The sequence below is a fragment of the Peptoniphilus sp. genome (assembly GCF_034090345.1).
Classification (GTDB): domain Bacteria; phylum Bacillota; class Clostridia; order Tissierellales; family Peptoniphilaceae; genus Peptoniphilus.
Map to the genome: position 1 here is coordinate 1 of NZ_JAXDSS010000067.1, position 19,296 is coordinate 19,296.

Here is a 19,296-nt window from a genome sequence, read left to right on the forward strand (position 1 = left end):
AATATATAATTTGAAATAGCTTTTTTCAAGCTCATCAATAATTATACTAATTGAATTATAGCCTTTTCTGCGCCATCTCCAAGACGATTGCCAAGCTTTAATATTCTTGTGTATCCACCGTTTCTTTCTGAATAGTTTGGAGCTATTTCAGTAAATAATTTAGTAACTACATCTTCATCATATATATAAGCTAAAGCTTGTCTTCTTGCGTGAAGATCTCCTCTTTTTCCAAGAGTAATCATTTTTTCAGCCATTCTCTTAGTTTCTTTAGCTCTTGTAACTGTAGTAGTTATTTGTCCTTCTCTTAATAGTGAAGTTACAAGATTTCTAAGCATAGCTTTTCTATGTGCAGTTGGGCGACCAAGTTTTCTTAACTTTGCCATGTGTCCCTCCTCTTTATTCGTCTTCTTGTCTCAAACCAAGTCCGAGTTCATTTAACTTATTAATAACTTCTTCTAAAGATTTTCTACCTAAGTTTCTAACCTTCATCATTTCATCTTCAGTTTTAGAAGCAAGTTCTTCGACTGTATTGATGTTGGCTCTCTTTAAACAGTTAAAACTTCTAACGGATAAATCCATTTCTTCAACTGTCATCTCTAGAACTTTTTCTTTATCATCTTCCGGTTTTTCAACCATGATGTTGACCTGATCCACATGGTCAGTTAAACCAATAAACAAATCTAAGTGTTCTGTTAGGATTTTTGCAGCAAGAGATGTTGCTTCATCAGCTTTCATAGACCCATCAGTTGTAACTTCAAGTATAAGTTTATCAAAGTCAGTTCTTTGACCAACTCTTGTGTTTTCAACTTTCCAATTAACTTTTTTAATTGGGGTGTAATTTGAATCTATTGCTATAACGCCTATCTCAGAAATTTCATCCTTCTTAAGTTCAGCAGGTTCATAGCCACGTCCCTTTTCTACAGTCAATTCCATATAGACTTCCGCATCTTCATTAAGTGTAGCAATGTGGTGATCAGGATTTACTATCTCCACTTCCGGTCCTACTTGGATATCAGATGCAGTAATTACCCCTTCGCCCTTCTTTTCTATAATAAGCTTTACAGGTAGCTCTTCATCCATTCTTAGAACTATTCCCTTAATGTTCAATATGATTTGCGGTACATCTTCAAGAACTCCCGGAATTGTATCAAATTCATGCTCAACACCTCTGATGTTGATAAATGAAACTGCAGCACCGGGTAGTGATGAAAGAAGAACCCTTCTAAGAGAGTTCCCTATGGTAATTCCGTATCCACTTTCAAGTGGTTCTACTATAAATTTACCATATTCACCGCTATCACTAATCTCTTCTATTTCAATGCTCGGTTTTTCTATTTCTATCATGGGTCCTCCTCTTTGCGACTACAGGAGTTCGTTAAACTCTCCTACGTTTAGGTGGTCTACAACCATTGTGTGGAATTGGTGTTACATCTTTGATCATTGTTACTTCTAAACCAGAAGCTTGTAATGATCTGATTGCAGCTTCTCTTCCTGAACCCGGTCCCTTAACATAAACTTCTACTTGCTTTAGTCCATGTTCTTTAGCTTTGTTTGCAGCTTCTTGTGCAGCTTCTTGTGCTGCAAAAGGAGTTGATTTTCTTGATCCTCTAAAACCAAGTTGACCAGCACTTGCCCAAGATATTACATTTCCTGACATATCAGTTAGGGTAACCATGGTATTGTTGAAAGTTGAAGCTATATGTGCTTGACCTTTTTCAATATTTTTACGTTCTCTTCTTCTTACACGAGTCGTTTTTTGTTGTTTTTTAGCCATTATACCCCTCCTTTACTTCTTTTTAGAAACTAATTTCTTAGGGCCTTTTCTTGTCCTTGCATTAGTTTTAGTTTTTTGCCCTCTTACTGGAAGGCCTTTTTTATGTCTCATACCTCTGTAGCAGTTAATATCTCTAAGTCTCTTGATGTTCATTTGAACTTCACGACGTAGATCTCCTTCTACTTGGTAACTAGCTATTTCTTCTCTTATACGAGCTACTTCTGCTTCAGATAAGTCCTTAACCCTTGTATCAAAATTTACATCGGCTTTAGTTAAAATCTCTTGAGATCTTTTTCTTCCGATTCCATAGATATAGGTAAGACCTATTTCAACACGCTTTTCTCTGGGTAAGTCAATACCAGCGATTCTTGCCATAAGTTCCCCCTTAACCTTGTCTTTGCTTGTGCTTAGGATTTTCGCAAATTACCATTACACGGCCTTTTCTCTTTATTATCTTACATTTTTCGCACATCTTTTTTACAGATGGTCTAACTTTCATTCTGTATTCCTCCTAGTTCATGCGCCCCTACGGGGTATCCCTTTCGGATATAGGATTATTTCTTTCTCCAGGTAATTCTACCCCTAGTCAAATCGTATGGGGAAAGTTCAACAGTTACCTTATCACCTGGAAGTATTCTTATATAGTTCATTCTCAGTTTACCTGAAATATGAGCTAAAATAACGTGTCCATTTTCCAACTCAACTTTAAAATGAGTGTTTGGAAGAGCATCAACTACTATTCCTTCAACTTCAATTACATCTTCTTTGGCCACTCTAAGGCTCCTTTCTCTTAGATATATTGCTTTAGCAACTTTTGTATGTGAGCATCTAAGATATTTGGATGAATTTCTTCAACAGCCTTATAAACTATTAAATGTTTCATCTTCTTTTTCTTAGGCTTTTCAAGCGTTCTTCTCTTGCCATCTACAATCTCAACATATTCGCTGTCTAAAACTTTATAGACTAAAAATATTCCCCCTGCATCACGCCCGGTTTTCGATTTGACAACTTGACCAATATTTATATTATTTGTTAACTCCATTAGTCATTTTCTAACCCATTTACTACTGCATTAAATACTTCGCTTATTTCTTGTTCTCCATCAACGTTTAATAACAATGATTGAGCTTTGTAGTAATCAATAAGCGGTGTAGTTTGATCCAAGTAAACTTGGATTCTTGTGCTCACTGTTTCTTCAGTATCATCTGCTCTTTGAATTAGAGGTGTACCGTCCTTGTCACAAACTCCTTCAACTTTTGGAGGATTGAACTTAACGTGATATGTTGCGCCACAAGTCTTACAAATTCTTCTGCCAACTGCTCTTTCAACTAGAATTTTAGGGTCAACTTCAATGTTTACCACACGGTCAAGTTTTGTTCCCATTCTATCAAGCATAGCATCTAAACTAACTGCTTGTTGTACTGTACGAGGAAACCCATCTAATAGAAATCCATTTTTACAGTCATCACGTTGTAATCTATCTTCTACTATTTCAATTACTACTTCATCCGGTACTAAAAGGCCTTTATCCATATAACCTTTAGCTTTTTTACCAAGTTCTGTTTCATTGTTTATATTTTCTCTAAAAATGTCTCCAGTTGATATATGAGGAATATTATATTTCTCTATAATTGACTCTGCCTGAGTACCTTTACCAGCCCCTGGAGGCCCTAGTATAACGAGTTTCATATTCTCCTCCTATTTCTTTAAGAAACCTTTATAGTGTCTCATTAATAGTTGTTGTTCAAGAGTTCTTGTAGTTTCAAGGATTACACCTACTACGATTATCATACTTGTTCCACCAAAAGCAAATGGAAGCCCACTGATTTTGTTGAGTAGTATAGGAAGTATCGCTAGTACAGCAAGTGCTATAGCTCCTGGAAATACTAATCTGTTAACAGTTCTTTGTAAATATTCACTTGTTGGTTTTCCAGATCTTATACCTGGAATAAAACCACCATTTTGTTGCATTTGTTTAGAATATTCTACAGTATTAAATTGAATTGATGTATAGAAATAAGTGAAGAAAACTATTAAAAGTACTGTCAATATAATGTAAAGTATAGTTCCCACTGTACCTTGTGTTGTGAAATACTTTAATATGAAATTCTTAGTTGACTCATTTCTTGTAAACATTGCAAATGTAGCAGGTATAGCTACAATTGAACTTGCAAATATCATCGGCATAACACCAGTCATGAGTACCTTAATAGGTATATGTGTTGATTGACCGCCATACATCTTTCTACCTACAACTCTTTTTGCATATTGCACCGGAATTCTTCTTTCTCCTTCGTTAAGAGTTACTACGAAGAAGATAATTCCGATTACAATCAATAAAAACAAAGCAAGGAAAATAGGGTTTGCTCTGCCTGCTTTTACTAAAGCTATTGATTGAGCTATATCTTTAGGGAATCTTGTAACGATACCCGCGAATATTATTATTGAAATACCATTTCCAATTCCATGTTCTGTAATTTGTTCTCCAATCCAGATTAGGAATGCTGTACCGGCTACTATAGACAAAACAACTACTGCTTTTTCTATAAAGTTTGTTGCCATAACAGCTTTTCCAAAGAATCCAAAAGAATATCCTAAAGCTTGTACTAAAGCTATTACTATAGCTAAATATCTTGTGTACTTTGCAATTGTCTTTCTTCCGGTTTCTCCTTCTTTAGCTAGAGCTTCTAATGAAGGAATTGCTATTGTCAAAAGTTGTAATACAATCGATGCGGTAATATATGGATATATATTTGCTGCAAATATTGTATAGTTACTCAAACTACCGCCGCTCATCAAATCTATTAGAGCAAATACTGATTGATTTGCTCCGTTAAATAATTTTTGAACAACTTGAGCATTCATATATGGAACCGGTATATGTGAACCAAGTCTATACACCAAAAGCATTAAAAGAGTAAATATCATCTTTTTACGCAAATTTGGTATTTTCCAAGCATTTCTAAAAGTAGAAATCATTAGATCACCTCGGCCTTTCCTCCCGCAGCCTCAATTTTTTCTGCCGCAGACTTTGAGATATGTTGAGCTTTTACAGTTAGCTTAACATTAATGTCGCCGTTGCCTAGAATCCTAACTCCGTCTTTAGCTTTGCTTGCTTTTACAAGACCTTGTTCAATTAAAAGTTCAGGTGTAACTTCTGTTCCTTCTTCAAATACATTTAGAGCTTCAAGATTTATTACAGCCCACTTTTTTGCGAAGTTGTTAGTGAAACCTCTCTTAGGTAAACGTCTGAATAGAGGCATTTGACCTCCTTCGAATCCAGGTCTTACTCCACCGCCACTTCTAGCGTTTTGCCCTTTGTGCCCTCTTCCGGCAGTCTTTCCTGTACCAGAACCGATACCTCTACCAAGTCTTTTTTTGGCTTTAACTCCGCCGCCTTCTGCAGGTCTTAAGTCATGTAATTTCACGTCTTACACCTCCTTATTCTTCGATTTCAAGCATGTATGCTACTTGCTTTATCATACCTCTGATTTGAGGATTATCTTCTTTTTCAAGTACTTGTCCTAATTTCTTGAATCCAAGCGCTTTAACTGTTTTTTTGTGAGTCTTTTGTCTACCGATAGGGCTCTTTACTAATTTAATTTTCATAGTCTTATACCCCCTTATCCTAAAATCTCGTCTACAGACTTATTTCTAAGTCTTGCTACGCTTTCAGCACTCTTAAGTTCAGATAGTGCTTTAACTGTAGCATTAACTACATTTCTCGGATTTGAAGTTCCCAAGTTGTGAGTACGAATATCAGTAATACCTGCTAATTCACATACCGCACGAACAGGTCCCCCTGCTATAACTCCGGTACCTTCACTAGCCGGTTTTAAAAATACTTTACCCGCTCCAAAAATTCCTGTGATTTGGTGAGGGATACTTGTTCCTAGTAAGTTTACTTTTATTAAGTGCTTTTTAGCATCTTGTGTTGCTTTTCTAATTGCTTCTGGTACTTCTAGTGCTTTACCAGTTCCAATACCTACGTGACCATTTCTATCACCAACAACAACAAGTGCAGAGAATCTGAAGTTCTTACCGCCCTTTACAACCTTAGCAACTCTATTTATTGCTACTACTTTGTCTTCAAGGTCTAGTTCTCTAGCATCGATTAATGAACGTTCCATATTTCCCTCCCCTGTTAAAATTTTAGTCCGGCTTCTCTTGCTGATTCTGCAAGAGCTTTTATTTTTCCGTGATATAGATATCCGCTTCTGTCAAATACAACTTCAGAAATGCCGGCTTCTAAAGCTTTCTTTGCTACAGTTGCTCCAATTACCTTTGCTGCTTCAATATTTTTAGTATTTTCAAGCCCTAATGACTTATCTAAAGTTGAAGCACTTACAAGTGTATTTCCGTTTACATCATCTATAACTTGCGCATAAATATGTGCACTTGATCTGAAAACAGAAAGTCTTGGACGTGACTCGGTACCGGAGATGTGATTTCTAATTCTTTTGTGTCTCTTTATTCTATTCGCATTTTTGTCGATTTTTTTAAACACTGTTTACCTCCTACTTACCTGTCTTACCAACTTTACGTCTTACATATTCATCAACATATCTGATACCTTTTCCCTTGTATGGTTCAGGTTGTCTGTATTTTCTGATTAATGCAGCGTATTGACCAACTTGTTGTTTATCAATACCTGATACGACGATTTTAGTTGGAGCTGGTACTTCTGTTTCAATGCCTGCTGGATCTTCAAGCTCTAATGGATGAGAAAAACCTAAATTTAGGGCTAATTTCTTACCATTTTTAGCTGCTCTATATCCTGTACCAATTATTTCTAATTCTTTTTTATAACCTTCAGTAACTCCCACAACCATGTTTTGAATCAAAGTTCTTACAAGGCCATGTAATGACTTATGTTTTTTGCTATCGGATGGTCTTTCTACAGTAAGACTTCCATCTTGTAAGCTTATTTTCATGGAGCTATCAAAAGTTTGAGATAATTCTCCTTTGGGACCCTTTACTGTTACAGTGTTTCCGTCGAACTTTACGTCAACACCACTTGGGATCTCAATAGGTTTTTTTCCAATTCTTGACATATGTCCTCCTTACCAAACGTAGCAAATAACTTCTCCGCCTACGTTGTTTTGTCTCGCTTCTTTATCTGTTAACATTCCCTTAGAAGTTGAGATAATTGCGATTCCAAGACCCCCTAAAACTTTTGGCACGTCTTGACTCCCAACGTACACTCTAAGTCCCGGCTTTGAAATTCTCTTTATACCACTAATTACTTTTTCGTTATTTTCACCATATTTTAAATCTATTCTAATAACACCTTGTTTGTCATCATCAATTACTTCAACATTCTTGATGTAACCTTCTTTTAATAAGATGTTTGATATTTCCTTTTTAATGTTTGAAGCAGGTATATCTACAGACTTATGTCTTGCATTGTTACCATTTCTTATTCTGGTGAGCATATCTGCGATTGGATCTGTCATCATGTGCTTTCGCCTCCCTTCTTAGGTTTACCAGCTGGCTTTTCTTACTCCGGGGATTTGTCCTTTGTAAGCCAATTCTCTAAAACAAATTCTACAAATACCGTATTTCTTAAGTACGGCATGCGGTCTCCCACAAATACTACATCTTGTATATTCACGACTGCTGAACTTTTGTTTTCTTTTTTGTTTAGCAACCATTGATTTCTTTGCCACAGTTACCTCCTACTATTTTGTAAATGGCATTCCCATTTTTTCTAGGAAAGCTTTAGCTTCTTCGTCTGTGTTAGCAGATGTTACTATAATGATATCCATACCTCTTATAGCATCAACTTTATCATATTCTATTTCAGGGAATATAAGTTGTTCTTTAAGACCCAAAGCATAATTTCCTCTGCCGTCAAATGCTGTTGGCTTAATTCCTCTGAAGTCTCTAACTCTTGGAAGTGCAACGTTCATTAACTTATCTAAAAAGTCATACATCTTGCGGCCTCTAAGTGTTACTTTACATCCTATTTTATGACCTTCACGAAGTTTGAAGTTCGCGATACTCTTCTTTGCATAAGTTATAACAGGCTTTTGTCCTGAAATAAGAGTTAAATCATTTATTGCTGATTCAAGAAGTTTAGGATTATCTTTAGCTTCTCCAAGTCCAATGTTAATTACGACTTTTTCCAGCTTAGGAACTTCCATAATATTCTTATAACCAAACTTTTCAAGTAGATAGTTTACTACTTCATCTTTATATTTTTCTTGTAGTCTTGAAGTCATATTCTACCTCCTTACTTAATAGTTTTTCCGTTAGATTTTGCATATCTAACTTTCTTGCCGTCTTCAATTCTGTAACCAATCTTTGAAACTTTTCCGTCTACAAAGTATTGTACATTTGAAACATGAATTGGAGCTTCTTGCTTCTCAATACCGCCCGCTTGTTGTGGTCCTCTAGGTTTTAAATGTTTAGTTACTACATTTACCTTTTCTACTACAACTCTATCTTCTTTTGGGAAAGTCTTAAGTACTTTACCGGTAGCTCCTTTGTCTTTTCCGGCAATTACTTTAACTGTATCACCTTTTTTAATACGCATTTCTACCTCCCGATTATAGTACTTCCGGTGCTAAAGAGATAATCTTCATGAAGTTTTCGCCTCTAAGTTCTCTTGTAACCGGTCCGAAGATACGAGTTCCTACCGGACTCTTATCATCCTTTATTATTACTGCTGCATTGTCGTCAAATTTTATATATGATCCGTCTGCACGACTAATTCCTTTGTTTGTTCTTACGATTACCGCTTTAACTACAGAACCTTTTTTAACAACACCGCCCGGTGTTGCACTTTTAACAGAACATACTACAACATCACCAATGTTTGCGATTCTTCTGTTTGTACCACCTAGGACTTTAATGACAAGTAGTTCTTTAGCTCCGGAATTGTCAGCAACACGTAGTCTAGTTTCTTGTTGTATCATTGATCTCTCCTTACTTATTGAGCTTTCTCAATAATATTTACAAGTCTCCATCTCTTGTCTTTAGATAGTGGTCTTGTTTCCATAATTCTTACTTTATCACCGATTCCACATTCATTTTTTTCATCATGTGCTTTGAATTTAGTAGTCTTCTTGAATCTCTTCTTATAGATTGGGTGAACTTTGAAAGTTTCCACCGCTACTACTATTGTTTTATCCATTTTATCGGAGACAACTGTTCCTGTGATTTGTTTTCTATGATTTCTTTCCATGGATTATGCCTCCTTTCCAACTTCTAATTCACGTTCTCTAAGAATGGTTTTAACTCTGGCAATATCTTTCTTTACCGCTCTAATACTTGCAGGATTTTCAAGTTGTCCTGTTGCAAGTCTGAATCTTAAGTTAAAGAGTTCATTCTTAAGTTCATTCGCTCTCTTATTTAGTTCTTCACTTGACATTTGGCGAACTTCTTTAGCCTTCATTAGATTCACCATCCTTTTCTTTCATAACGAATCTTGTCTTAATTGGAAGTTTCATTGCTGCAAGTCTCATAGCTTCACGAGCTACTTCTTCGCTTACTCCACTCATTTCAAACATGATACGTCCCGGTTTTACAACCGCTACCCAATATGAAGGAGCCCCTTTACCAGAACCCATACGAGTTTCAGCCGGTTTTTCAGTTACTGACTTATCAGGGAATATCTTAATCCAGATATTACCGCCTCTTTTTATATATCTTGTCATAGCACGACGTGCTGATTCTATTTGATTTGAAGTAATCCATGCAGGTTCAAGTGCTTGAAGACCATATTCTCCGTAAGTAAGGGTGTTTCCACGAAGTGCCTTACCCTTCATTCTACCTCTATGAACTCTACGATACTTCACTCTTTTAGGCATTAACATACTGTTTTCCTCCTTTTAAAAAGCTCAGTTTGATCTTTCTTTAGAACCTCTTTGGTTATTACGATCGTTTCTAAAGTTTCTCTTTCTGTTTTTCTTGTTATCTCTATCTTTTTGATCTTTGTTTTTAGGTCTTCTCTTTCTGTTGTCATCGTTAACTCTGTTTCCTGACACTCCCGGAAGAACTTCTCCCTTATAAAGCCATACCTTTACGCCGATCTTGCCATAAGTTGTATCAGCTTCAGCAAATCCGTAATCAATATCCGCTCTTAGTGTTTGCAGAGGTATAGTCCCTTCTGAATAACCTTCAGTTCTTGCCATATCAGCTCCACCTAAACGACCTGAAACAGCCGTTTTGATACCTTGTGCTCCTGATCTCATACTTCTTTGGATAGCTTGTTTCATTGCTCTTCTGAAAGAAACTCTTCTTTCTAGAGATTCAGCAATTGATTCAGCAACAAGTGTTGCATCTAAATCTTGATTCTTAATTTCTTCTATATTAATAACTACGCTTTTACCTGTTAATTTTTCAAGTTCAGCTCTAAGTTCTTCAACTCCTACTCCTCCACGTCCGATTACCATTCCCGGTTTAGCAGTAGATATTGAAACCTTAACCTTGTTTGCAGCTCTTTCAATTTCTATTTTAGAAATTCCGGCTGTATAAAGTTTTTTCTTTACATATTTACGAATTTCGTTATCTTCAACTAATAGTCCTGCAAAATTCTTCTTATTTGCATACCATTTTGAATCCCAATCTTTGATTATGCCGACACGAAGTCCATGTGGGTTAACCTTTTGGCCCATTAATACCCTCCTTATTCCATTTCTGCTACTACAACGCCGATGTGACTTGATCTCTTAAGTATCGGATAAGCCATACCCTTAGCCTTAGGGCGAAATCTCTTCATTGTAGGACCGTCATTAGCAAATGCATTCTTAACGTATAAATTTTCTCTATCTATATTTAAATTATTTTCAGCATTAGCTACAGCAGAATGAAGCACTTTATAAAGTTCTTTAGCTCCTCTTTTTGGAGTAAACTTCAACATTGAAAGGGCTTCGTCAACTTGCTTTCCACGAATTTCAGCACAGATGTAGTTTACTTTGAGCGGTGAAATTCTTACATATTTTGCAATTGCTCTTGCTTCCATCTTATCCCCTCTCTTACTTCCTTGTAGTCTTTTCGTTCTTAGCAACATGTCCTCTATAAGTTCTTGTTGGAACGAATTCACCAAGTTTGTGACCAACCATATCTTCAGTTATAAAAATTGGCACATGCTTTCTACCGTCATGAACTGCAATAGTATGTCCTACCATTTCAGGGAATATAGTTGAACGGCGAGACCATGTTTTTACAACTTTCTTTTGGTTTGATTCATTTAATTCATCTATCTTCTTTAGCAAATGTTCATCTGCAAAAGGTCCTTTTTTAAGTGATCTACTCATTCTATACCTCCCGCTTACTTAGTTCTTCTTCTTACGATATACATATCGCTCTTCTTGTTTTTCTTTCTTGTCTTAAGACCAAGAGCCGGTTTGCCCCAAGGAGTCATTGGTGAAGGTCTACCTACCGGAGCTCTACCTTCCCCACCACCATGAGGGTGGTCAACAGGATTCATTACAGTTCCTCTTACGTGAGGTCTCTTTCCAAGATATCTGCTCTTTCCCGCCTTACCAAGAGTGATAAGTTCGTGAGACGCATTACCTACAGAACCAATTGTAGCTTTACAGTTTAAAAATACTCTTCTAAATTCACCAGATGGAAGTCTAAGTTGAGCAAATCTTCCTTCTTTAGCCATTAATTGAGCTTCTGTACCTGCACTTCTCGCTAGCTGTCCGCCTTTTCCAGGTGTCATTTCAATGTTGTGTATTGTTGTACCAACAGGAATATCTTTAAGTTCAAGAGCATTTCCTACTTTGATATCAGCCTCTGAACCTGATTCAACAGTATCTCCAACTTTTAATCCTTCCGGAGCGATGATATACCTCTTTTCTCCATCAGCATAATTTAAAAGTGCGATGTATGAAGTTCTGTTTGGGTCATATTCAATTGACGCAACCTTTGCAGGTACTCCATCTTTATTTCTCTTGAAATCTATAATTCTGTATCTTCTCTTAACTCCGCCGCCTCTGTGACGTGAAGTGATTCTACCTTGAGCATTTCTACCACCTGAACTCTTTAAGCTTACTGTTAAGCTCTTCTCAGGAGTGGTTTTTGTTATTTCCTCAAAAGTAGAAACAGTCATCTGTCTACGTGCAGGAGATGTCGGTTTATATCCTTTTATAGCCATTGTCTACCTCCTTATTCCATTCCTTCAAAGAATTCAATTGCCTTAGAATCCTCTGTAAGTTGAACTATTGCTTTTTTCCAGTTAGGACGTCTCCCTTGATGAGCCCCTTGTCTCTTAAGCTTTCCTACCATGTTCATAGTTCTTACAGTCTTAACCTTTACGCCAAAAACAGTTTCAACCGCTGCTCTTATTTCAGTTTTAGTCGCATGTTTATCAACCTCAAAAGTATACTTACCATTTTCGATAAGGTCCATACTTTTTTCAGTTACTATCGGTTTTTTAATAATGTCATAGTAATTCATTAGTTAAATACCTCCTCAACCACTTTAAGTGCATCTTGAGTGATTACTAATGAGTTATACTTTAATAAGTCATATACATTGATGTTACGAGCTTCAGAAGTTTGAACATCAGCTATGTTAGCTCCAGCTCTTACAACATCTTTATCATTCTCAGCAGTTACCACTAACGCCTTCTTGTCAGCACCTATTGTGTTTAACATTTTTTGGAAGTTCTTTGTCTTAACTTCATCAAATTTGATGTTATCAAGTACAATTATTTCTCCATCTCTTAACTTAGAAGTTAATACACTCTTAAGAGCAAGTCTTCTAACTTTTTTAGGAGTTGTATAAGAGAAATCTCTTGGCTTTGGTGCAAATACAACTCCACCACCTCTGAATTGAGGAGATCTTATACTACCTTGACGAGCACGTCCTGTACCCTTTTGTCTCCAAGGTTTTCTACCGCCACCACGCACTTCTGAACGAGTCTTAGCACTCTTCGTCCCTTGTCTCTTATTAGCAAGAATGTTCTTTACTACTAAGTAAACCGCGTGTTCATTTACTTTTATATCAAAAATTTCTTCGTTTAATTCAACTTCAGAAATATTTTCACCGTTCATATTAATAACTTGAACTTTAGGCATTTAAAACCCTCCTTTCACTTACTTATGGTTCTTTACAGTTTCTTTAACTGTTACAAGACCTTTTTTATTTCCCGGAACAGCTCCTTTTACAAGAATTAGATTCTTATCCGCATCAATTCTAACAATTTCAAGGTTTTGAACAGTAACTCTGTCATGGCCCATTTTACCGGCCATTCTATGACCCTTGAATACTTTTCCAGGATAAGAAGCAGCTCCCATACCACCAGGCATTCTATGGAACTTAGAACCATGAGTTTCTCTACCACGAGCAAAACCGTGTCTCTTAATAACACCTTGAGTTCCCTTACCTTTTGAAGTTCCAGTTACATCAACAAATTCTCCAGCTTGGAAAATATCAACTTTAATTTCATCACCAATATTGTAAGAATCTACATCTTCAGTTCTGAATTCTCCAAGGTGCTTTTTATAAACAACAGACGCTTTGTCAAAGTGTCCTTTCATTGGTTTGTTTACTCTTCTCTCTTTAACTTCACCAACAGCTACTTGAATAGCGTTGTATCCGTCAACCTCTACAGTTTTCTTTTGAACAACTACATTAGGTTCAACTTGAATAACTGTAACCGGTGTAACAACTCCACCTTCATCGAAGATTTGAGTCATTCCGATTTTTTTACCCATTAATAATTTCAATGTCTACCTCCTAAATTTACAGCGGATTGCTTAGCAATCATATAAAGAACAATTATTAAAGCTTGATTTCTATCTCAACACCAGCCGGTAAGTTGAGTTTCATTAGAGAATCAACAGTCTTTTGATTTGGATTAACTATGTCAATTAGACGTTTGTGAGTTCTTTGTTCGAATTGTTCCCTTGAATCTTTGTACTTGTGAACAGCTCTTAGAATTGTTATGATTTCCTTTTCTGTAGGAAGCGGAATTGGACCTGAAACAGTAGCCCCTGTTTGCTTTGCAGCTTCCACAATTCTTGAAGCAGAACTATCTAATAGTTCGTGATCGTAAGCTTTAAGTCTGATTCTAATTTTTTGCTTGTTTGCCATTTTATTCCTCCTAATCGCTACGTTTTGCGAATAGGGTTATTGATACACACTCCCCGGCGTTTCATACCAAGGACTAAAAAAAGAAAAAATAACCCACGCTGAAGTCCAGCTTCAACTTCTCGTTCATAATTACCTTAAAATCCCTTTTTCCCTCAAGATTTCAAGCAACTTATGAAGTCATCGCATATAAATATATTTCAAACGCCTATACATTATACAAAAGCCAGGCTTAGTTGTAAAGAACTTTTTTGTGTTTTTATCATGTTTTTCTAGGGGTTAATTGTAAAATTAAATTAAACTGAAAAATTCCTTAGAAATCAAATTTAGTATAATTGAATCGTTCCATCACAAAATCCAACATAAAAAACTATTGAGTATAATAATATTTACAAGCCTAATAAAAAATAAATATTTAAACCGCTTTGAAAAAATCCAGTCAAACTTTACACAACAAAGAATACCCTGTATATAGAATGACAAAAAAGTAAAAATATATTGTTAGGGCTTTTTATAAACTTTTTTCTAATTCAATTAACATACATAAAAAATAAATTGGCCGGTTTCCCGACCAAATTAATCCTCAGCTTTTAAAATATTTATACCTTTTCCCTCTATTATTCTATTCATATTTCTAACAGAACACATCTTTCCACACATAGTACAAGAGTCTCCATGCATAGGCACACTTTCTTCTCTATATCTCTTACATTTTTCAGGGTCCATTGAAAGTTCAAACTGAGCATCCCAATCCAAAACTCTACGAGCCTCTCCCATCTTTCTATCCCACTCAATTGCACCTTTTACTCCCTTAGCTATATCTCCGGCATGAGCGGCAATTCTACAGGCTATGATTCCCTCTCTCATATCTTCAACAGTTGGAAGCCTTAAATGTTCTGCCGGTGTTACATGACATAAAAAATCAACTCCAGCCGCAGCAGCCATAGCTCCGCCTATAGCCGAAGTGATGTGATCATAGCCGGGAGCAATATCAGTAACCAAAGGTCCTAATACATATAGCGGAGCTTCATGAGTTAATTTTTTTGCTATCTTTACATTTGTAACTACATCATTTATCTGAATATGTCCCGGTCCTTCAATCATAACTCGAACATTTTTCTCCCAAGCTCTCTTTGCAAGTTCTCCTAACAAAATCAACTCATGTATTTGACTTGCATCTGTCCCGTCCACAATACACCCCGGTCTCATTCCATCTCCCAATGAGATAGTTATGTCATACTCCGCACAAATTTCAAGCAACTCATCATAATATTCAAAATAAGGATTTTCTTTCTCATTTAATTCCATCCATGCATAAGTTAAAGAACCTCCCCTTGAAACTATATTCAACAACCTTGGATTCCTTTTAAAAATTTCTGCCGAAGAAAGATTCACACCTGCATGAATTGTTACAAAATCCACGCCATTTTCCCCATGTTTTCTCACAACGTCCAAAAATTCCTCAGCAGTTATATCTTGTAATTCCTTATCATAAAATCCAACTGCATCATATATTGGTACAGTTCCTATCATCGCATCCGAAACTTCGATAAGTCTTTTTCTAAACTCCTCAGTTTTTCCAAAAGAAGAAAGATCCATTATAGCATCAGCTTTCATTTTAAGCGCATCTCTTACTTTTACAATCTCACACTCAACATCAGGACAGTCCCTTGAAATCCCAAGATTTACATTTATCTTAGTCTTAAGCCCTTTTCCAACTCCCGCATAAGTTTTTCTCTTGTGATTTTTATTCGCCGGAATTGCAATCTTGCCCTCTTTTACTCCATTTAAAATAAAAGCTACATCTAACCCTTCTATCTCTGCAACAACTTTCATTTCATCAGTTACAAAACCCGCCTTTGCAGCTTCCATTTGTGTCTTATAGTTCAAGTTATTCTTCCTCTCTTAAAAATAATAGATTTTTAAATTACTCCTAGCCTGACTAACTTTTTCCTATATAAAAAAACGTAGAATCCTCGTTAAAAAGTATTCTACGTAAATTACGAATATTTCCCAACGTTGGCATTATCCAAATCCGGTTATAGGTCAAAGCTTTTTAGCTTACTCTCAGCCCACCACTATGAGCTCCCTTTTATAATTAAATAATAACACATTTTTTATTAATGAAAAACTTTTATACCAAAAACTCTCGAGTTTCCCCGAGAGTTCTAAAATTAGTTATATTCGTAAAAACCTTTTTTAGTTTTTCTTCCAAGTTGTCCTGCTCTAACCATTTTTCTAAGAAGAGTATGAGCTCTGTACTTAGGATCTTTAAATTCATCATAAAGAACGTCCATTATAGCAAGTACTACATCTAATCCAACCAAGTCTCCTAATTCAAGAGGTCCCATTGGGTGGTTGGCGCCAAGTTTCATTGCATTGTCGATATCCTCAACACTTGCAACTCCCTCAGCATAAATTCCAATACCTTCATTGATCATCGGAATTAAAATTCTATTTACTACAAATCCCGGAGCTTCAGCAACTTCAACAGGAGTCTTTCCAATTTCATTTGAAAGGTCAATTATAGTTTTCTTTACAGCTTCATCAGTGAGTTGTCCTGATATGACTTCTATAAGCTTCATTGCAGGAACCGGATTGAAGAAATGCATTCCAATTACTTTATCAGGTCTTGATGTAGCAGCCCCTATGTCAGTAATTGAAAGAGAAGAAGTATTTGATGCAAGAATTGTAGATTCTTTGCAAACTTGATCAAGTTCTTTAAAAATTGCTTTTTTAATAGTAGGATTTTCAGTTGCAGCTTCAATAATTAAATCTGCATTTTTAATGTCATCTATAGAATCTGAAACAGATAAATTTTTAAGAGCTTTAACCATTTCATCTTGAGTCATCTTACCCTTAGATACATTCTTTTCATAACCTTTTTTTATTCTTTCTTGAGCTGTTTTTAAAGCTTCCGGTGCTATATCTCTTACAACAACTTCATGCTTTGGAGCCAAAACTTGAGCTATTCCAGAGCCCATAGTGCCTGATCCTATTACTGCTATCTTCATCTTTTCCTCCTCATTTATTTTGAAATTCCGGCTTTCTCTTTTCAAGGAAAGCTTTCATACCCTCTTTTTGGTCCTCAGTTGCAAAACATAGACCAAAAAGTGATTTTTCTATATTCATAGAAGTATCTATATCAACCTGCATACCTGTATTCATTGACTCTTTACAGTTTCTAATGGCAATTTTAGAATTTTTAGTTATCTTTTTAGCTATTTCATAAGCCTTATCCATCAATTCTTCAGGCTCAACAACATGAGCCACAAGTCCTATTTCATAAGCTCTTTCAGCCTTAATAGGTTCAGCTGTAAAAATTAATTCCTTGGCTTTAGAAAGCCCTACAGTACGTGCAAGTCTTTGAGTCCCCCCAAATCCCGGAGTAATTCCAAGTCCTACTTCCGGTTGTCCAATTAAAGCCTTAGTTGATGCAACTCTTATATCACATGAAAGAGCTAACTCACATCCACCACCTAGGGCAAACCCATTTATAGCTGCAATTACAGGTATCTTTAACTTTTCTAACTTTAAGAATACATCCATCCCTCTTTTAGCAAACTCACTTGCTTCAGCTGCATTTAAAGTAGCCATTTCAGAAATATCCGCGCCCGCTACAAATGCTTTTCCAGCTCCAGTTATAACTACAACATCTATATCCGTTGATAACTCAATTTCAGTAATACATTGATCAAGTTCATTGATAACTTCAGTATTAAGTGCATTCAAACTCTTTTCTCTATTTATAGTAAGAGTTAAAATATTATCATTATTTTCAAGTTTTAAAAATTTGTAATCCATTATATCATTTAGCCTCTTTCAACTGTAAGTGCAGTTCCTTGTCCCCCACCTATACATAGAGTCGCTAAGCCTTTCTTAGCATCTCTCTTCTTCATTTCGAAAAGTAAAGTGGTTAAAATCCTTGCACCACTAGCTCCTATTGGGTGTCCAATAGCGATAGCTCCACCATTCACATTTACCTTTTCCATATCAAAGCCGAGTTCTTTAGCTACAGCTCCAGCTTGTGCAGCAAATGCTTCATTAGATTCAATTAAATCAAGATCTTCAACACTCCATCCAGCTTTATCAAGCGCTTTAGTTGATGATGGGATCGGCCCAGTACCCATAATTTGAGGGTCCACGCCAGCTGATGCATAAGATACAACTGTTGCAAGAGGTTCAACACCAAGTTCTTTAGCTTTTTCTTCAGACATAACAACCATAAAAGCAGCACCATCATTTATGCCGGAAGCATTCCCCGCTGTTACTGTACCGCCTTCTTTCTTAAATGCAGTCTTTAACTTAGAAAGGGTTTCTTCATTTACGCCATCTTTAATATATTCATCTTTATCGACAATAGTCACATTACCTTTTCTATCCTTTATTTCAACAGGAACTATTTCATCAGCAAATCTACCATCTCTACGAGCAACTTCAGCTCTATTTTGAGAAACAGCTGCGATGTGATCTTGTTGTTCTCTTGTAATACCAAATTTTTCAGATACATTCTCAGCAGTTATGCCCATGTGGTAATTGTTAAAAGCATCCCAAAGACCGTCTTTAATCATAACATCGACCATCTTTCCATCTCCCATTCTAGCTCCCCATCTCGCATTAGTAAGAACATAAGGTGCCATTGACATGCTTTCAGTACCACCGGCAAGAATTATTTCAGCATCCCCAGCTTTTATAATTTGTGCCGCTAAAGAGATAGCTCTTAAACCTGAACCACAAACCTTGTTTATAGTTAATGAAGGAACTTCCTTAGGTACTCCAGCTGCCATTGATACTTGTCTTGCAACATTTTGTCCAAGACCAGCTTGAAGAACATTGCCAACTATTACTTCATCAATTTTTGCAGGATCTACTCCAGCTCTCCTAATAGCTTCTTTAGCCGCAACCTTACCAAGTTCTATGGCTGTAACATTTTTAAAAGCTCCACCAAACGAACCTACAGGCGTTCTAGCCGCACTTGCAATAACTACTTTTGTCATAAATTTTCCTCCTAAAATTAAATCCTATAAGCCTTTAAGCCAATTAATTTATTTGCATTTTTACTTCATACTTTTTTATTAGAATACATTAATCCCCTGATTAGAATCTCCTAAAAATTCTTGAAATTATACATCCTAAAATTAACTTTAAAACAATTAAATACTATCTTAAAGTATGTACAAACATAATATACACTTTTAGCACTTAGAATATACTTTATGCTTTAAAATGATATCTATACTTATCAAATTAAAATTAAACCCATAGTACTAATCCATACTAATATACCCATTAGAAAACTCTAATCAACATCAAATGAGATAAAACCATATCTCATATTGTGGAATACGATCGAAAGTTTTCCATTAAAAATTTTAACATATTCTCCATTAAAAAACACCCTTTATTATCAACTTATGTTTTTAAAAAATCTCAGAACAAAAATTTATATCCTATGATTTTAAAAATTTTATTTA

At 35.9% G+C, this 19,296-nt stretch carries 34 protein-coding genes and 1 riboswitch; all 34 genes read right to left on the minus strand.

What is annotated here, in order from left to right:
• Window positions 1–41: 41 nt before the first annotated feature.
• On the minus strand, window positions 42–383 hold the full coding sequence (gene rplQ, locus SOR77_RS05640; protein ID WP_004820380.1) for a 50S ribosomal protein L17: 342 nt from the start codon (window positions 381–383) through the stop codon (window positions 42–44).
• A gap of 13 nt (window positions 384–396) precedes the next feature.
• Window positions 397–1,344 carry a DNA-directed RNA polymerase subunit alpha gene (locus tag SOR77_RS05645; RefSeq protein ID WP_320636195.1) on the minus strand — a complete coding sequence of 316 codons (948 nt, stop codon included), beginning with the start codon at window positions 1,342–1,344 and terminating at the stop codon, window positions 397–399.
• Between the two features lie 31 nt (window positions 1,345–1,375).
• Window positions 1,376–1,774: a 30S ribosomal protein S11 gene (gene rpsK, locus SOR77_RS05650; RefSeq protein WP_004820376.1), complete on the minus strand. Its 399-nt coding sequence runs from the start codon at window positions 1,772–1,774 to the stop codon at window positions 1,376–1,378.
• A gap of 12 nt (window positions 1,775–1,786) precedes the next feature.
• On the minus strand, window positions 1,787–2,149 hold the full coding sequence (gene rpsM / locus SOR77_RS05655) for a 30S ribosomal protein S13 (RefSeq protein WP_004820373.1): 363 nt from the start codon (window positions 2,147–2,149) through the stop codon (window positions 1,787–1,789).
• A 10-nt stretch (window positions 2,150–2,159) separates the two neighbouring features.
• On the minus strand, window positions 2,160–2,273 hold the full coding sequence (gene rpmJ, locus SOR77_RS05660; RefSeq protein ID WP_004820371.1) for a 50S ribosomal protein L36: 114 nt from the start codon (window positions 2,271–2,273) through the stop codon (window positions 2,160–2,162).
• A gap of 55 nt (window positions 2,274–2,328) precedes the next feature.
• Window positions 2,329–2,547, minus strand: a complete 219-nt coding sequence (infA, locus tag SOR77_RS05665; protein ID WP_004820369.1) for a translation initiation factor IF-1 — start codon at window positions 2,545–2,547, stop codon at window positions 2,329–2,331.
• Window positions 2,548–2,564: 17 nt separating this feature from the next.
• Complete coding sequence (locus SOR77_RS05670) at window positions 2,565–2,816, minus strand: hypothetical protein (protein WP_004820367.1); 252 nt, start codon at window positions 2,814–2,816, stop codon at window positions 2,565–2,567.
• Window positions 2,816–3,463 (minus strand): adenylate kinase, encoded by a 648-nt coding sequence (locus tag SOR77_RS05675; protein WP_320636196.1) that lies wholly within the window; start codon window positions 3,461–3,463, stop codon window positions 2,816–2,818. Before SOR77_RS05675 ends, SOR77_RS05670 begins: the two co-directional genes overlap by 1 nt.
• 9 nt (window positions 3,464–3,472) lie before the next feature.
• On the minus strand, window positions 3,473–4,753 hold the full coding sequence (gene secY / locus SOR77_RS05680) for a preprotein translocase subunit SecY (protein ID WP_320636197.1): 1,281 nt from the start codon (window positions 4,751–4,753) through the stop codon (window positions 3,473–3,475).
• A complete protein-coding gene (gene rplO, locus SOR77_RS05685) occupies window positions 4,753–5,202 on the minus strand; it encodes a 50S ribosomal protein L15 (protein ID WP_320636198.1) in 450 nt (149 codons plus the stop codon). The genes secY and rplO overlap by 1 nt, the downstream gene beginning before the upstream one ends.
• 13 nt (window positions 5,203–5,215) lie before the next feature.
• Entirely contained in the window at window positions 5,216–5,383 is a 168-nt protein-coding gene (gene rpmD, locus SOR77_RS05690; protein WP_004820360.1) for a 50S ribosomal protein L30, read from the minus strand.
• Window positions 5,384–5,397: 14 nt separating this feature from the next.
• Window positions 5,398–5,904 carry a 30S ribosomal protein S5 gene (rpsE, locus tag SOR77_RS05695; RefSeq protein ID WP_004820358.1) on the minus strand — a complete coding sequence of 169 codons (507 nt, stop codon included), beginning with the start codon at window positions 5,902–5,904 and terminating at the stop codon, window positions 5,398–5,400.
• 14 nt (window positions 5,905–5,918) lie between these two features.
• Window positions 5,919–6,281, minus strand: a complete 363-nt coding sequence (gene rplR, locus SOR77_RS05700) for a 50S ribosomal protein L18 (RefSeq protein WP_004820355.1) — start codon at window positions 6,279–6,281, stop codon at window positions 5,919–5,921.
• Window positions 6,282–6,291: 10 nt separating this feature from the next.
• Window positions 6,292–6,828 (minus strand): 50S ribosomal protein L6, encoded by a 537-nt coding sequence (gene rplF, locus SOR77_RS05705; RefSeq protein ID WP_004820353.1) that lies wholly within the window; start codon window positions 6,826–6,828, stop codon window positions 6,292–6,294.
• Window positions 6,829–6,837: 9 nt separating this feature from the next.
• Window positions 6,838–7,233, minus strand: coding sequence for a 30S ribosomal protein S8 (gene rpsH / locus SOR77_RS05710; RefSeq protein ID WP_004820351.1), 396 nt, complete (start codon window positions 7,231–7,233; stop codon window positions 6,838–6,840).
• 24 nt (window positions 7,234–7,257) lie between these two features.
• Window positions 7,258–7,443 (minus strand): type Z 30S ribosomal protein S14, encoded by a 186-nt coding sequence (locus tag SOR77_RS05715; protein WP_004820350.1) that lies wholly within the window; start codon window positions 7,441–7,443, stop codon window positions 7,258–7,260.
• 12 nt (window positions 7,444–7,455) lie between these two features.
• Window positions 7,456–7,998, minus strand: coding sequence for a 50S ribosomal protein L5 (gene rplE, locus SOR77_RS05720; RefSeq protein ID WP_004820348.1), 543 nt, complete (start codon window positions 7,996–7,998; stop codon window positions 7,456–7,458).
• A gap of 11 nt (window positions 7,999–8,009) precedes the next feature.
• The gene (gene rplX / locus SOR77_RS05725; protein WP_004820345.1) at window positions 8,010–8,312 is read right to left on the minus strand and encodes a 50S ribosomal protein L24; all 303 of its coding nucleotides are present in this window, start codon (window positions 8,310–8,312) and stop codon (window positions 8,010–8,012) included.
• Window positions 8,313–8,325: 13 nt separating this feature from the next.
• The gene (gene rplN, locus SOR77_RS05730) at window positions 8,326–8,694 is read right to left on the minus strand and encodes a 50S ribosomal protein L14 (protein WP_320636199.1); all 369 of its coding nucleotides are present in this window, start codon (window positions 8,692–8,694) and stop codon (window positions 8,326–8,328) included.
• 14 nt (window positions 8,695–8,708) lie between these two features.
• A complete protein-coding gene (rpsQ, locus tag SOR77_RS05735; RefSeq protein ID WP_004820342.1) occupies window positions 8,709–8,963 on the minus strand; it encodes a 30S ribosomal protein S17 in 255 nt (84 codons plus the stop codon).
• A gap of 3 nt (window positions 8,964–8,966) precedes the next feature.
• On the minus strand, window positions 8,967–9,173 hold the full coding sequence (gene rpmC, locus SOR77_RS05740; protein ID WP_004820340.1) for a 50S ribosomal protein L29: 207 nt from the start codon (window positions 9,171–9,173) through the stop codon (window positions 8,967–8,969).
• Window positions 9,163–9,594: a 50S ribosomal protein L16 gene (rplP, locus tag SOR77_RS05745; protein WP_004820338.1), complete on the minus strand. Its 432-nt coding sequence runs from the start codon at window positions 9,592–9,594 to the stop codon at window positions 9,163–9,165. The genes rpmC and rplP overlap by 11 nt, the downstream gene beginning before the upstream one ends.
• A gap of 24 nt (window positions 9,595–9,618) precedes the next feature.
• Window positions 9,619–10,395, minus strand: a complete 777-nt coding sequence (gene rpsC / locus SOR77_RS05750) for a 30S ribosomal protein S3 (protein ID WP_320636200.1) — start codon at window positions 10,393–10,395, stop codon at window positions 9,619–9,621.
• An 11-nt stretch (window positions 10,396–10,406) separates the two neighbouring features.
• Complete coding sequence (gene rplV / locus SOR77_RS05755; RefSeq protein ID WP_040552264.1) at window positions 10,407–10,742, minus strand: 50S ribosomal protein L22; 336 nt, start codon at window positions 10,740–10,742, stop codon at window positions 10,407–10,409.
• 13 nt (window positions 10,743–10,755) lie between these two features.
• On the minus strand, window positions 10,756–11,037 hold the full coding sequence (gene rpsS, locus SOR77_RS05760) for a 30S ribosomal protein S19 (protein WP_004820333.1): 282 nt from the start codon (window positions 11,035–11,037) through the stop codon (window positions 10,756–10,758).
• 14 nt (window positions 11,038–11,051) lie between these two features.
• A complete protein-coding gene (gene rplB, locus SOR77_RS05765) occupies window positions 11,052–11,882 on the minus strand; it encodes a 50S ribosomal protein L2 (RefSeq protein WP_320636201.1) in 831 nt (276 codons plus the stop codon).
• A gap of 11 nt (window positions 11,883–11,893) precedes the next feature.
• Window positions 11,894–12,184: a 50S ribosomal protein L23 gene (rplW, locus tag SOR77_RS05770; protein WP_320636202.1), complete on the minus strand. Its 291-nt coding sequence runs from the start codon at window positions 12,182–12,184 to the stop codon at window positions 11,894–11,896.
• The gene (gene rplD, locus SOR77_RS05775) at window positions 12,184–12,807 is read right to left on the minus strand and encodes a 50S ribosomal protein L4 (RefSeq protein ID WP_320636203.1); all 624 of its coding nucleotides are present in this window, start codon (window positions 12,805–12,807) and stop codon (window positions 12,184–12,186) included. The genes rplW and rplD overlap by 1 nt, the downstream gene beginning before the upstream one ends.
• An 18-nt stretch (window positions 12,808–12,825) precedes the next feature.
• The gene (gene rplC, locus SOR77_RS05780; RefSeq protein ID WP_320636204.1) at window positions 12,826–13,458 is read right to left on the minus strand and encodes a 50S ribosomal protein L3; all 633 of its coding nucleotides are present in this window, start codon (window positions 13,456–13,458) and stop codon (window positions 12,826–12,828) included.
• 55 nt (window positions 13,459–13,513) lie between these two features.
• Window positions 13,514–13,825 (minus strand): 30S ribosomal protein S10, encoded by a 312-nt coding sequence (gene rpsJ, locus SOR77_RS05785; protein ID WP_004820326.1) that lies wholly within the window; start codon window positions 13,823–13,825, stop codon window positions 13,514–13,516.
• Between the two features lie 573 nt (window positions 13,826–14,398).
• Window positions 14,399–15,712 (minus strand): phosphomethylpyrimidine synthase ThiC, encoded by a 1,314-nt coding sequence (gene thiC, locus SOR77_RS05790; protein ID WP_320636205.1) that lies wholly within the window; start codon window positions 15,710–15,712, stop codon window positions 14,399–14,401.
• A 103-nt stretch (window positions 15,713–15,815) separates the two neighbouring features.
• Window positions 15,816–15,924, minus strand: a riboswitch (TPP riboswitch).
• A gap of 72 nt (window positions 15,925–15,996) precedes the next feature.
• A complete protein-coding gene (locus SOR77_RS05795) occupies window positions 15,997–16,836 on the minus strand; it encodes a 3-hydroxybutyryl-CoA dehydrogenase (protein ID WP_320636206.1) in 840 nt (279 codons plus the stop codon).
• Window positions 16,837–16,846: 10 nt separating this feature from the next.
• The gene (locus SOR77_RS05800) at window positions 16,847–17,626 is read right to left on the minus strand and encodes an enoyl-CoA hydratase-related protein (RefSeq protein WP_320636207.1); all 780 of its coding nucleotides are present in this window, start codon (window positions 17,624–17,626) and stop codon (window positions 16,847–16,849) included.
• A gap of 8 nt (window positions 17,627–17,634) precedes the next feature.
• Complete coding sequence (locus tag SOR77_RS05805; protein ID WP_320636208.1) at window positions 17,635–18,819, minus strand: acetyl-CoA C-acetyltransferase; 1,185 nt, start codon at window positions 18,817–18,819, stop codon at window positions 17,635–17,637.
• Window positions 18,820–19,296: the final 477 nt, after the last annotated feature.